Raw genomic sequence first — 12,953 nt, 5'->3', positions numbered from 1 at the left:
CAAAGGTAGCTGAATCGGTACTGTCGAGGGTAAAAATATTTCATACGAAAGTAAAAAACAGCCATATGATAGAAAAAATCTACAAAAAGACTAGAGTATTAAACCTTAATAACAATCTTTCCCTGAGTTTTTCCGGTTTCGAGTGAGAGGTGCGCTGCCTTCATCTGGTCAAAATCAAATACTTGCGACACATGAGATTTGACGGCACCACTTTCCAATAAAGCGGCAATTTTTTTCATCTCCTCGCCATCGGATTGTACCATAATCGGATAACCAATCATCCCCTGTGCCTTAGCTTTTTCGGCTACTGCATCATTTTGTCCAGATGGAATGCTAATAATTGTCCCTCCCTTTTTCATTACTTTTAAAGAGTTGTCGATATTCTCGCCCCCAATTGCATCAAGTACAAAATCAATATTACCTGTAGCATCTTCAAAAGCCTGGCTTGTATAATCAATATGTTCATCAGCCCCCAGGCTTAAAACAAAATCTCTTTTAGCAGCAGATGAAGTTCCTATCACATAAGCTCCAATATGTTTTGCAATCTGCACAGCATAGTTTCCTACCCCACCCGCAGCCGCATGAATTAGTACACGGTCGCCCTTTTTTATTTTTGCATGATCAACAAGCGCTTGCCATGCCGTTAAGGCAGCTAAGGTAGCCGCAGCAGCTTCTTCGTGGGTAACATTAGCAGGCTTTAAAGCAAGATGACTTGCAGGAGCAGCTGCATACTCAGCATAGGCCTTCCCATGTCCCGGGAAATTTATCATTCCAAATACCTCATCGCCTTCTTTAAACAATGAAGATTTAGATAAACTAACAACCCCCGATACATCCCAGCCCAGAACAATAGGATTCTCGTCTTTTAGCTTTGCGGCGCGTCCTTTACCTATGCGCGTTTTAACATCAACCGGATTTATGCTAATGGCCTTTATTTGTATAAGCACTTCTCCATCGTTTATTGATGGCACTGGCAACTCGGTATAAACCAAATTATCTACACTGCCAAAATCCTTTAACATGATACTTCTCATTTGCTGAACCAATTTATATTGCAAATTACAAAAATTGAGTAGGTTTGAGTTCCTATGAGATCATAAAATCAATGCAGGTATTGTCTGATCTTAGAATGCAGCTCTGTGGGACTAAATGGTTTTGCTACATAATCATCAATGCCAGCTTCTAAAATCTGTTTATTAATTTCTGTGAGCAGAGATGCAGTTAAAGCGATTATTGGAAGCTGCTTAAATTTATCATCGCCGATAGACCTTATTACTTTTGTTGCCTCATATCCATCCATTTTTGGCATTTCCAAATCCATCAATACAAGGTCATAATGGTTGTCTATTACCTTCTCAACTGCTTCAGTACCATTTACTGCGCAGTCTATGTGGAGCCCCCATTTTTGCATAAACTTACGGGCAACAATTACATTTATCTCGTTATCCTCAACCAAAAGTATCTTATAACCCGCAAGGCTCGAAAAATCAGAGACTACCCCAGGCACAGAAATATCGCCTGCCTTCTTTTTGCTTTTCTTAAATTGCAGATTAAATAAAAAACTAGCTCCCATGCCAACAGTACTCTTAACAGAAATACTTCCACCAAGTAACTCTATTATCTTTTTTGTTATTGCAAGGCCTAAGCCTGTTCCGCCAAAAACTCTGTTTGTATCGGAACTTGCCTGGGTAAAACTCTCAAAAATATAATCTTTCTTATCTGCATCAATACCAATTCCGGTATCTGTTACCGCAAAATCTATATCCACCAAATTACCCACTGCCCTGTTCAATGATAAATCAATAATAACAGAACCCGAACTTGTAAATTTAATGGCATTGCTTACCAGGTTATTCAATATCTGGGTTAGTCTTGTTGGATCGCCAATTATCATAGTTGGCAAATCTGAGTCTACCTTTACTTTAAACTTTAGCCCCTTTTCTTTTGCTGCCAAACAATGCGTTTCTTTAACATTATTTACCAGCTCTATTAGGTTAAAGTCAATCTGCTCAAATGAAATTTTTCCGGATTCTATTTTACTATAATCCAAAACATCATTTATCAGGTCCAAAAGATTCTCACTAGAGAACTTTAAAATCTTTAAACTATCTATCTGATCGGGCTTAGGGTTTTCCTGCAATAGCAAATTGGTCATACCTATTACCGCGTTCATTGGGGTTCTTATCTCATGGCTCATGTTAGAGAGGAACTGTTGTTTAGCCAGAGCCGCATTTTCGGCTACTTGTTTTGCCATCAGAAGCTCTCGTTCTGCCTGTTTTATTTCGGTGATATCTGTTACAGCTCCAACAACTCTTATTGTTTTACCATTCTCAACTATTGGAATACCAATGCTCCTAAAACACTTCTGAGTACCCTTAGGTATAAGTTCAATATTATATGGCAACTGATTTTCAATGGCATTTTTCATTCCCTCCCTAATTAACTCTGCACCATTGTCTTCATACAAAATTGCAGCATCATTTAGGGAAGTTGTTTCCTCATTAATCCCCAGTAATAGCTTCATGTTTTTTGTTCTGTAAACCAGGTCTGCTTCTATATCGTACTCCCATCCCCCCGTCTTACTTATTTCTTCTCCGGTATTTAGCAACTCAACTGTCTGCCCCAATTTTATCTTAGCCTTTCTTAGTTCCTGCTCCACATCGTTTTGCTGAGTGATGTCTAAAATGGAACCGATGACACCTCCCAAATCAAATGGATCCGGGCGAAGTGTAACATCAAGGAGTATAACTCTCCCTTTAATTTCCATGTCAGTGATAAATTTAAGCGATTCGCCTGCCAGTGCACGACGCATCCGGGTGCCAACAGCCGGGTACAATTCAAAGATATTTTTTCCTACAGACTCATTGTCTTTAACTCCAAACAGCTTTAAACCCAGGCCTACCGAGCGCGTAAATATGCCTTCTTTATTTATTCTGAAGATGACAACAGGAACGTTGTCGAGTAACATTTGAAAAAGATAAATCTTTTCTTCTATTGATTCTTGCATTGTTAGCGGCCAGCAAATAACAGTTTTTTATTGAACCATATTGCAATTTGCCCGCCAAAGTTTTATAAACACAAAAGCCGGCTTTAAGAAGCTGGCTTTTGTACCTTCTGTGTATGCTGTGCCTGCCCTTCGCGGATCACCCACTCACAGGACTTTTTTGTCAAAACAGACTTGAATTATTTTATAATCTAATTTAACGAATCTTATCCCAGGTTCTAGCAAATGTTATAAACAAATTAACATTTTTAAAGTCATAAAAAAAGCAGGCGCTCCATCCGGATACTGCCTGCTTTTGAACCTAAATTTACCAATTACTTCTAATTGTATTTTCTTTATGGATATACTTCAATATTACTAAGCATATCTTTCACCATTTTTTGCAAATCAAATGCAGGTTTCCAACCCCAATCTTTACTCGCTACACTATCGTCAATGCTTTGAGGCCAGCTGTCGGCAATCTGTTGACGGAAATCAGGAACGTACGAGATCTCAAATCCAGGCACCTCTTTAGCTATTTGTTCATAAATTTCTTTTGGAGTAAAGCTCAGAGCACTCAGGTTATAAGCCGTACGTACAGACAAAGACTCCGAAGGAGCATCCATAAGCTCCAATGTTGCACGTATTGCATCATGCATATACATCATTGGCAAAGCCGTATCTTCTTTCAAAAAGCAGGTATACTTTTCGCCCTTAACTGCGCTGTGAAAAATATCTACAGCGTAATCAGTTGTTCCACCTCCCGGCGCACCTGTATAACTAATAAGCCCCGGATAGCGCACACTGCGCACATCAAGTCCATGTTTTTCAAAATAATACTTGCACCAATACTCTCCGGCAGCCTTACTGATACCATAAATTGTACTTGGCTCAGTAACGCCCTGCTGAGGGCAATTTTGTTTTGCAGAATCAGGGCCAAATACAGCTATGCTGCTCGGCCAGAAAACTTTTCCTACTTTATATTTAACAGATAAGTCCAGAATACTTAATAAGCTTTCCATATTCAGGGTCCAGGCCGCCTGAGGATTACGCTCTCCGCTTGCCGAAAGCATTGCTGCCAAATGATAGATCTGCGTAAACTTATTTTCAGCGATAAGGCTTTCAAGTGCCTCCTTATCCATCACATTTAATTGTATATAAGGCTGTTTCTCAAAAGAAACATCTTCTTTGGGTCTGATGTCCGCAGCTAATACATTTTCCTTTCCGTATCTCTCTCGTAGTTCATCGGTTAGCTCCCTTCCAATTTGTCCAAGGGCACCAATGATTAGTATATATTCTTTCTGTTTCATGTTCATTTATAAATATTGTCTGAGGCGTTTTGCTCCCTCCTCCTTACCAAGGTTATGTAACGCTTGATATTTGATCTTTCTAACACTTTCTTTACTAAGGTCAAAAAGATCAGCAATGTCTTCAAGGTGCATTGCTTCGTTACCTTGCAGTCCAAAACTGAGCTGGATTATTCTGCGCTGTCTGTCTGGCAGTTGATTTAACAATTTCCTGAGGCTGTACTTTAGATCCTGAGATTGCAGTACTGTATCTGGCGCATCTATAGAAGTATCCTCAAGAAACACCAGCAAACCAGGTTTCTCTTCGTCATCACCTGCGGTATCCAAAGAAACTGCATGGCCCGGACTGTATTGATAGGCTTTTAATTTATCAAGTGCTATTCCGGTATATTCAGAAAGTTCCTCATCGGTAGGCAACCGTTCTAGTTTCTGCTCCATCTCCATTTCCGATCGCCACAATTCCTGTATATCATTAACCTGGTTCATCGGAAGTCTGATCATACGCTTGTAAGTACCAATGGCCATCATCATAGACTGGCGGATCCACCATACCGCAAAAGAGATAAACTTAAACCCCCGGCTCTCATCAAACCGTTCGGCAGCTTTAACCAAACCAGCATTACCTTCCGAAATAAGATCAGCAAGAGGCAAGCCCTGTCCCTCGTATTTTTTTGCTACCGAAACAACAAATCGAAGATTCGAATTTACAAGCCTTTGCAATGCTGAAAGATCTCCTGCCTGAATCTTACGTGCCAGCATTACTTCCTCTTCTGCACTCAACAATGGATACCCCGCAATATCATTCAGATACCTGCGAAGGGAATCATGGTCTCGTTTAGTAAAGGATTTCTCTATCTTGATTTCTCTCATGCTTAGCACATTGCAGCCTGCGGTTGCATGGGCTAAAGTTCTAAAGTTGATTTGTTATAACCTTGGATATTGGATTTATCCGCAAATTATTCATAACGCGCCCTTATCATCAGAATTAAATTTTGCCCTTAAAAAAAACTGTAAGTAATCCCCAAATTTTGTTGTCTTCCATTTGTTAATATGAGCTGAATGTTCTTTATTTGTATCACATCTAAACGTATATAAAGCTGTCGTGGTTATATGAATACAACCATCTTAGATCAGACCGATCTGGATATTCTTCGCCTGCTGCAAAAGGACGCAAGGCTTACTAATAAAGAATTAGCCCTTAAATTACATAAGGGGAGCAGCACTATGTTTGAGCGTGTGAGTCGGCTTAAAGATCTTGGATATATTACCGGAAGTGTCACACTAATAGACCGCAACAAATTTGATGAACTTTGGATATCCTTTACTCAGGTTCAGTTAAACGACCATAGCGGCGAAGCACTTATTGCGTTTCAAAACGAAGTAATCCGTTTTCCCGAAGTATTAGAATGCTACCATACAACAGGGGCTTTTGATTTCCTGTTAAAAATTGTGGTAAGTGATATGGCAGGTTACAATAAGCTAATTGTAGAGAAACTGGCAAAGCTTAAAAATGTAGGTTCGTTACAGAGCTGTTTTGTGGTTAATGAAGCGAAAAGAGAATTGGCCTATCCGTTAAAAGACAGAATATAAAGCCTTCGTCGAGATGACGAAGGCAGCAGAATGATGATAGCCACATTAGAACTAAGAAGGGCGTCGTATTACTCTAAATCACAATATTTACAATCCGCCCTTTTACTACAATTACCTTTTTAGGTGCTTTACCCTCAAGGTATTTCTGCACGTGTTCATCAGCTAAAACAGTTTCTTCAATCTCTTTAGGCTCTAATGCAAGGCTCAAGTTCATGTTTAAACGGGTTTTACCATTAACCGAGATTGGATAACTGAACTCGTCCTCTACCATATACGCAGGGTTAAACTCAGGATACTTAGCATAAGACAAACTTCCTGCATCGTGACCTAATAAAGCCCATAGTTCTTCACAAATGTGCGGTGCATAAGAAGCAAGTACAACAACCAAATCTTCAAGTATCTGGCGGTTCTTGCATTTTAAATCTGTAAGCTCATTAACGGCAATCATAAAGCTCGACACAGAAGTATTGAACGAGAAACGGTCAATATCATCCTGAACCTTTTTAATGATCTTGTGCAAAGCTTTCAATTCTGCTTTTGTTGGCACAGAATCACTAACATTAAACTGCCATGCCTCGTTATGGAATAGACGCCAGAATTTACGTAAGAACTTAAACACACCTTCTATACCATTAGTATTCCATGGCTTGCTTTGCTCCAATGGTCCAAGGAACATCTCGTACATCCTTAAGGTATCTGCCCCGTAGCTTTCGATCAGCACATCGGGGTTTACCACATTAAATTTGGATTTAGACATTTTCTCTACTTCCACTCCGCAGATGTATTTTCCATTCTCAAGGATAAACTCTGCATCAGCAAACTCAGGTCTAAACAACTTAAATTTCTCAATATTCAGAATCTCATTCTCTACAATATTTACATCAACATRCAAAGCAGAGGTTTTGTAATCCTTCTTTAAACCATGAGAAACCAAAGTATTGGTACCACGGCCTTCATCATCAACCACGCGGTATACAAAGTTACTTCTACCTTGTATCATCCCCTGGTTAATCAGTTTCTTAAAAGGCTCCTCTTCCTGCACATATCCTAAATCCTTTAAGAATTTATTCCAGAAACGGCTGTATAATAAATGGCCGGTTGCGTGCTCAGCACCACCAATATATAAATCAACATCTTTCCAGTAAGCAATTGCTTCTTTAGATGCAAAGTCTGAATCATTTTTAGCATCCATATAACGATACCAATACCAGCTAGACCCAGCCCATCCCGGCATAGTACTCAACTCATATTCGTACTGATCATCATAGCTCCAATCTTCTGCACGGCCCAATGGTGGCTCGCCTGTTTCAGTTGGAAGGTATTTATCAATTTCAGGAAGCATTAACGGCAGTTCCTCTTCTTTAATCAAATATGGCAGACCATTTTTGAAGTAAACAGGAATTGGTTCGCCCCAATAGCGTTGTCTGCCAAAAATAGCATCGCGCATTCGGTAATTTATCTTGGCTTTCCCTACTTCTTTTTCCTCTAACCAGGCATTTAAAGTTTGGGTAGCCTCAGTATAATTCATTCCGTTTATAAAACCAGAATTGATGTATTTACCCTCTTTGGTGGCATCTGCCTGATGCTCGATATCTTTTTGTGCATCAAGAATCTGTACAATAGGCAAATTAAAATGAGTAGCAAAAAGCCAGTCGCGCTGATCGCCACTAGGCACGCCCATTACGGCACCGGTTCCATAACCAGCAAGTACATAATCTGCAATCCAAAGTTGGATTCGTTCTCCACTTACCGGATTAATCACATAGCTACCTGTAAAAGCGCCTGATACGGTTTTTGTATCGGCCATTCGATCCAGCTCTGATTTCTTTTTTGTTTTAGCGATGTAAGCATTAATATCATCCAGTTGTGCTGCTGTAGTTAATGCAGTAACAAGTTCATGTTCTGGCGCTAAAACCAAATAAGACACACCAAATATTGTATCCACACGTGTGGTAAAAACTTCTATATAGTCTGCAATACCTTCAGGAGCATTTTCTATAGCAAATTTAACACTTGCCCCAACGCTTTTTCCAATCCAGTTACGTTGCATCTCTTTAACCGGCTCTGGCCAGTCAATTGTATTTAAGCCTTGCAGCAAACGCTCCGCATATGCAGAAATACGCATACTCCACTGCATCATTTTCTTTTGCTCTACCGGGTATCCGCCTCGTTCAGAATATCCGTCTTTCACCTCATCATTAGCAAGCACAGTTCCCAATGCAGGGCACCAGTTTACAGTACTTTCTCTTAAATAAGTAAGGCGATATTTTAATAATTCTTCCTGCTTCTCTTCGCTGGTCATAGTTGCCCAGTCGCTAGGCAGGAAAGATTTAACCTCTTCATCGCAAACCGCTTTTACATCGGCACTGCCCGAAGCATTAAATTTCTCAATTAACGTAGTGATATCTTCAGCTCTGTCTGTTTCCAGGTTATACCAGGAATTAAACAATTGCATAAAGATCCATTGAGTCCACTTATAATATCCCGGATCGCTGGTACGTACTTCTCTGCTCCAATCAAAAGAAAAACCAATTTTATCCAATTGCGCTCTGTAGGTATTGATATTCGTTTCGGTAGTTAAAGCCGGGTGCTGACCGGTTTGTATAGCATATTGCTCTGCCGGCAACCCAAAAGAATCATATCCCATTGGATGCAATACGTTAAATCCTTTTAATCTTTTATACCTGGCAAATATATCGGAAGCGATGTAACCGAGTGGATGACCCACGTGTAAGCCTGCCCCTGATGGGTAAGGAAACATATCGAGAACGTAAAACTTAGGTTTTGTTGTATCTTTTTCTGCTTTAAACGTTTGATTTTGAGCCCAGAACTTTTGCCACTTCTGTTCTATTTCTTTAAATTGGTAATCCATTACTGCTAATTCCTTTATATCCCGCGAAAATAAAGAAATTAAGGTGGTTACAGAAAAGTTTGGCTAAGAAGTTTTTATTTGCCTTCGGCGATGTACATCTGTAAGTGAAAATTTACCGAACAAAAAGTGCTTTGGCGCTTTGTTTTCGGAGGCATTATAGATGCTGTGCGCTCCTGAAATAAGGTATGCAACCACACAGGCCACAACAACATAAATACCACAGGAAATTCCAAAAAGTTCCATCGCCATTGCGCAGCAAGCCAGCGGAGTTTTTGCAGCACCGGCAAAAACAGCTGCAAAACCCATACCTGCCAGGAGCCCAACAGGCAAAGGCAGCCAGAATGAAAGTGCACTGCCTAGCGTTGCGCCAATAAAAAAGAGCGGAGTAACCTCGCCACCTTTAAAGCCTGCACCAAGCGTAACTGCTGTTAAGAGTATTTTTAAAGCAAAGTCCTGAGGTTTTGAACTTTGCAAAAAAGACTCAACTATGGTGGGTATACCTAAACCAAGGTATTTATAAGTACCTAACAACGAAACAATAGCAATAACCAATAAGCCCCCTGCAAAAGGGCGCATAGGTGCGTATTTAATATTTTTAAATATCAGAGATAATTGATGGGTCAATTTTACAAATATTACCGCAGCGATGCTGAAAAACACCCCTGCAATAGCGCTGTAGGCAATTCCTGTTAAAGAAAGCCGGGGAATTGAATCGATATGATAATGGGTATGCCCCACTCCCCATAAACTGGTAACATAAGCCGCTAAAAAAGCTGTTGCAAATGCAGGTATAACTGATTTGCACGGAATTTTGCCTAGTAACAACACCTCAATACCAAAAATGGCCCCGGCAATTGGGGTTCCAAAAACTGAGGCAAAACCAGCACTTAGACCTGCAATAAGAAGCACTATCCGCTCTTGCTTGCTCAAATGAAAAATTTTATGAAACTGATCTGCCGCAGCAGCCGACATCTGCAAAGCTGTGCCCTCCCTACCTGCAGAACCGCCAAAAAAATGTGTGGCAACAGTACCGATGAGCACCAGAGGAGCCATCCTGAATGGAATAATATCCTTAGGGTTATGGATAGTATCAAAAACAAGGTTATTACCCCGTTCAACACTTTTACCCGCATAATGGTAAATCAAACCAATTGCCAACCCTCCTAAAGGCAGTAAGTAAAGAATATACGGATGTTTGGTTCTAAAATTTGTTGCCAGATCTAATGATGTTAAAAATATTGCTGACATTGTGCCTGCCACGAAACTAAGTAAAATGATTATTAGCAACCACTTGCCTAATTTATAGATGAATTTCTTATCAATCATAATGCAAGTCAAATATAATACATTTAAAATTCTTAGGGGTAGGTCCACGTTGAGTCCACAGTGAGTCCACGTTTTTCTTAAGGAAAGGTGGACTCATCCTCGAACAAGTGTAGAACCAACGTAAACTCAACACTATTTAAACACAAATTCCGTTATAAGTTTTTGAAGTTTTGAAGTATAAAAGGCATATAATTTAAATTAGTTGCTTATATTTTTTATTTTCGCAAAACATAAAGACAAATACATGGAAGAATTTGAAGTGAGCGATGCTTCTAAGAAGACAAAAACCATTTATATTTCTACAATCTTCAGTATTGCATTGGTTTTATTAATGCTGGGCATGTTGGGCTTGATATTGGTACACGCAAAAAACCTTTCCAATTACGTGAAGGAAAATATTGTGCTAAACATAATTGTAGATGAAGGCGCCAAAGAAACAGATGTGTTGCAGTTTCAAAAGGAACTTAATGCCAATCCGGCTATTAAGACCACTCAATATGTAAATAAGGAAATGGCAGCCAGAAACTTAACTAACGACCTTGGCGAAGATTTTGTTAATTTTCTTGGTTACAACCCTTTACTGTCAACAGTTGATGTATACTTAAAAGCAAATTACGCAAACAACAAAAGTATCGACACATTAAAGGCAAGTATAGCTAAAAACCATGTGGTTAAAGAAGTCATTTACCAGAGCTCATTAATTGATATGGTAAATAAAAACATCAATACCATAGGATTAATTATTCTGGGCTTTGCTGCTATTTTGTTAATTATATCTGTTGCATTGATCAACAATACAATAAGACTTGCCATTTATTCTCAGCGTTTTTTGATTAAAAGTATGCAACTGGTTGGGGCTACAAGAAGCTTTATCCGCAGACCTTTTATTTTATTAGCTGCTTTACACGGATTAATTGCGGCATTTATTGCCATCCTGATCTTACTAGGCATATTATATTATGCGCAGAGAGAGATCCCGGAAATTGTAATTCTTAGAAATTATACTGAATTTGGTATTGTTTTACTTGGCCTTGTGGGGGTAGGTATTTTTATTACTGCTATAAGTACCTCATTTGCCGTTAGCAAATATTTACGTTTAAAAATTTACGACCTTTACAGATAATGATAGAAAAAAAATCTACTCCYGTACATCAGGATTCAAAATCAGAATTAGTTTTCACAAAAAAGAACTATCAGTTATTGCTTATTAGCATAGCTATTGTTGTATTCGGCTTCATTTTAATGATAGGCACAACAGATATATACGACTTCAGAAAAACATTGCTTGCCCCTATGGTGGTATTAGCCGGTTTCGGTTTTGGAGTTTATGCCATATTAAAAAAATAGGTTAGCACATGAATTATTTACAGGCCCTTATCCTAGCTATAATAGAAGGGCTAACGGAGTTTTTGCCGGTTTCATCAACCGGCCACATGGTTATTGCCAGTTCCTTTATGGGAATTGGGAAAGATGAATTTGTAAAGCTTTTTGAAGTAGCCATACAACTAGGCGCAATCTTAGCCGTAGTGGTACTTTACTGGAAAAAGTTTTTTGATTTCAGTAAATGGCAGTTCTATATTAAACTAATCATTGCGGTTATCCCCGCTTTATTTTTTGGGTTCTTATTAAACGACTTTATAGACAACACTTTAGGCAATCCTATATTTATTGCAGTGGTATTGCTGCTTGGTGGTATTGTATTGTTGTTTATTGATAAGCTATTCAAAAATCAGACTGTCAATCACGAAAGCGAGATCAGTAACCTGACTGCTTTTAAAATTGGATGTTTTCAGGTGCTTGCTGTTGCATTTCCGGGTCTAAGCAGAAGTGCGGCAACAATAATTGGAGGTATGCAGCAAAAATTAACAAGACATGCTGCAGCAGAGTTTTCTTTTTTCCTTGCTGTACCTACTATGTGCGCTGCTACCGGCTACAAGCTTTTGAAAGGATATGAATTACTGAATGCTGAAAACGTTAAACTGTTGCTTTTCGGAAATGTTATTGCATTCATTGTAGCGATAATTGCAATAAAATCATTCATCGGATTTTTATCTAAACATGGGTTTCGGATTTTTGGCTGGTATAGAATTATTATAGGTGTTCTGCTTCTTGTACTATATTTTTCGGGAGTTGAAATGAACGTATTGTAATGAGTGAGGATAAAGAAGAACCGATAGTAACAAAAACATTTCCTGATTTTAATTTTGCCGAAGGTGAGCTATTACTCATCAATAAACCATACAAATGGACAAGTTTTGATGTAGTTGGGAAAATCCGCAACTCATTAAAACCTTTGAAATTAAAAGTTGGCCATGCCGGCACTTTAGATCCGCTGGCTACAGGTTTATTGATACTTTGCACAGGGAAACTGACTAAACAAATTGATACTTTTCAGGCCGAAGAGAAAGAGTATACCGGCACTATGGTTTTAGGTGCTACTACCCCATCCTTTGATCTGGAAACTGTTGCTGATCAGGAATTTCCTTTAGATGGAATAACAGAAGAAGCTATTTATGCCGCTACGGCTCCATTTATTGGCGATATACAACAATACCCACCTGCACACTCTGCTGTAAAAGTAAATGGAGAACGTCTTTATGTGAAAGCAAGAAGAGGCGAAGAAACAGAATTGCGTTTACGTAATGTGACCGTTTCTGCGTTTGAAATTACCAGAATAGCACTTCCCGAAATTGATTTCAGAATTGTTTGCAGTAAAGGAACCTACATCAGGTCATTGATTTCTGATTTCGGTAAGCAGCTTAACAATGGCGCATACCTGTCAAAACTTACCCGCACACGCAGCGGAAACTTTTTACTTGAAAATGCTTTTGAGGTAGCAGATTTAGTTAGCTATCTTAGACTTAAAAAAGAATAG

General features: G+C 39.1%; 11 protein-coding genes. 5 read left to right on the top strand and 6 right to left on the bottom strand.

Features of this window, described 5'->3' with window-relative positions:
- Window positions 1-98 precede the first annotated feature (98 nt).
- The 4 genes from AC1DDX_RS04615 to AC1DDX_RS04600 all read right to left on the bottom strand — a co-directional run bounded on the left by AC1DDX_RS04615 (window position 99) and on the right by AC1DDX_RS04600 (window position 5,160).
- Window positions 99-1,034 carry an NADP-dependent oxidoreductase gene (locus tag AC1DDX_RS04615; protein ID WP_172659036.1) on the bottom strand — a complete coding sequence of 312 codons (936 nt, stop codon included), beginning with the start codon at window positions 1,032-1,034 and terminating at the stop codon, window positions 99-101.
- Between the two features lie 68 nt (window positions 1,035-1,102).
- Window positions 1,103-3,007, bottom strand: a complete 1,905-nt coding sequence (locus tag AC1DDX_RS04610) for a hybrid sensor histidine kinase/response regulator (RefSeq protein WP_288883207.1) — start codon at window positions 3,005-3,007, stop codon at window positions 1,103-1,105.
- Between the two features lie 332 nt (window positions 3,008-3,339).
- Window positions 3,340-4,293: an NAD-dependent epimerase/dehydratase family protein gene (locus AC1DDX_RS04605; RefSeq protein ID WP_246269348.1), complete on the bottom strand. Its 954-nt coding sequence runs from the start codon at window positions 4,291-4,293 to the stop codon at window positions 3,340-3,342.
- A gap of 6 nt (window positions 4,294-4,299) precedes the next feature.
- Window positions 4,300-5,160, bottom strand: a complete 861-nt coding sequence (locus AC1DDX_RS04600; RefSeq protein ID WP_288883208.1) for a sigma-70 family RNA polymerase sigma factor — start codon at window positions 5,158-5,160, stop codon at window positions 4,300-4,302.
- A gap of 240 nt (window positions 5,161-5,400) precedes the next feature.
- On the opposite strand from AC1DDX_RS04600, the gene AC1DDX_RS04595 reads away from it, so the two are divergent.
- Window positions 5,401-5,880: an Lrp/AsnC family transcriptional regulator gene (locus AC1DDX_RS04595; RefSeq protein WP_172659032.1), complete on the top strand. Its 480-nt coding sequence runs from the start codon at window positions 5,401-5,403 to the stop codon at window positions 5,878-5,880.
- 73 nt (window positions 5,881-5,953) lie between these two features.
- Here the strand turns inward: AC1DDX_RS04595 and leuS are convergent, their stop codons facing one another.
- Together leuS and AC1DDX_RS04585 are read right to left on the bottom strand one after the other, a co-directional pair.
- Window positions 5,954-8,752 (bottom strand): leucine--tRNA ligase, encoded by a 2,799-nt coding sequence (gene leuS, locus AC1DDX_RS04590; RefSeq protein ID WP_477621810.1) that lies wholly within the window; start codon window positions 8,750-8,752, stop codon window positions 5,954-5,956.
- A 63-nt stretch (window positions 8,753-8,815) separates the two neighbouring features.
- Window positions 8,816-10,078 carry a chloride channel protein gene (locus AC1DDX_RS04585; RefSeq protein WP_337717454.1) on the bottom strand — a complete coding sequence of 421 codons (1,263 nt, stop codon included), beginning with the start codon at window positions 10,076-10,078 and terminating at the stop codon, window positions 8,816-8,818.
- 244 nt (window positions 10,079-10,322) lie between these two features.
- On the opposite strand from AC1DDX_RS04585, the gene AC1DDX_RS04580 reads away from it, so the two are divergent.
- Genes AC1DDX_RS04580 through truB form a run of 4 tightly spaced genes read left to right on the top strand, consistent with a single transcriptional unit; the run spans window position 10,323 to window position 12,953 of the window.
- A complete protein-coding gene (locus AC1DDX_RS04580) occupies window positions 10,323-11,201 on the top strand; it encodes a cell division protein FtsX (RefSeq protein WP_337717452.1) in 879 nt (292 codons plus the stop codon).
- Complete coding sequence (locus AC1DDX_RS04575) at window positions 11,201-11,425, top strand: DUF3098 domain-containing protein (protein ID WP_048906395.1); 225 nt, start codon at window positions 11,201-11,203, stop codon at window positions 11,423-11,425. Before AC1DDX_RS04580 ends, AC1DDX_RS04575 begins: the two co-directional genes overlap by 1 nt.
- 8 nt (window positions 11,426-11,433) lie before the next feature.
- Complete coding sequence (locus AC1DDX_RS04570; RefSeq protein WP_172659028.1) at window positions 11,434-12,228, top strand: undecaprenyl-diphosphate phosphatase; 795 nt, start codon at window positions 11,434-11,436, stop codon at window positions 12,226-12,228.
- Window positions 12,228-12,953 carry a tRNA pseudouridine(55) synthase TruB gene (truB, locus tag AC1DDX_RS04565; protein WP_172659027.1) on the top strand — a complete coding sequence of 242 codons (726 nt, stop codon included), beginning with the start codon at window positions 12,228-12,230 and terminating at the stop codon, window positions 12,951-12,953. Before AC1DDX_RS04570 ends, truB begins: the two co-directional genes overlap by 1 nt.

The organism is Pedobacter sp. 10L46_2, from assembly GCF_056395165.1.
The sequence above is the reverse complement of the archived record's forward strand: the minus strand, read 5'-3'. Positions and strand labels throughout refer to the sequence as shown.

What these genes read in the sequence shown, in the direction of transcription:
- AC1DDX_RS04615 (WP_172659036.1), bottom strand. Translation starts at nt 1,034, where the DNA reads ATGAGAAGTATCATGTTAAAGGATTTTGGCAGTGTAGATAATTTGGTT.
- AC1DDX_RS04610 (WP_288883207.1), bottom strand. Translation starts at nt 3,007, where the DNA reads ATGCAAGAATCAATAGAAGAAAAGATTTATCTTTTTCAAATGTTACTC.
- AC1DDX_RS04605 (WP_246269348.1), bottom strand. Translation starts at nt 4,293, where the DNA reads ATGAAACAGAAAGAATATATACTAATCATTGGTGCCCTTGGACAAATT.
- AC1DDX_RS04600 (WP_288883208.1), bottom strand. Translation starts at nt 5,160, where the DNA reads ATGAGAGAAATCAAGATAGAGAAATCCTTTACTAAACGAGACCATGAT.
- AC1DDX_RS04595 (WP_172659032.1), top strand. Translation starts at nt 5,401, where the DNA reads ATGAATACAACCATCTTAGATCAGACCGATCTGGATATTCTTCGCCTG.
- AC1DDX_RS04585 (WP_337717454.1), bottom strand. Translation starts at nt 10,078, where the DNA reads ATGATTGATAAGAAATTCATCTATAAATTAGGCAAGTGGTTGCTAATA.
- AC1DDX_RS04580 (WP_337717452.1), top strand. Translation starts at nt 10,323, where the DNA reads ATGGAAGAATTTGAAGTGAGCGATGCTTCTAAGAAGACAAAAACCATT.
- AC1DDX_RS04570 (WP_172659028.1), top strand. Translation starts at nt 11,434, where the DNA reads ATGAATTATTTACAGGCCCTTATCCTAGCTATAATAGAAGGGCTAACG.
- truB (WP_172659027.1), top strand. Translation starts at nt 12,228, where the DNA reads ATGAGTGAGGATAAAGAAGAACCGATAGTAACAAAAACATTTCCTGAT.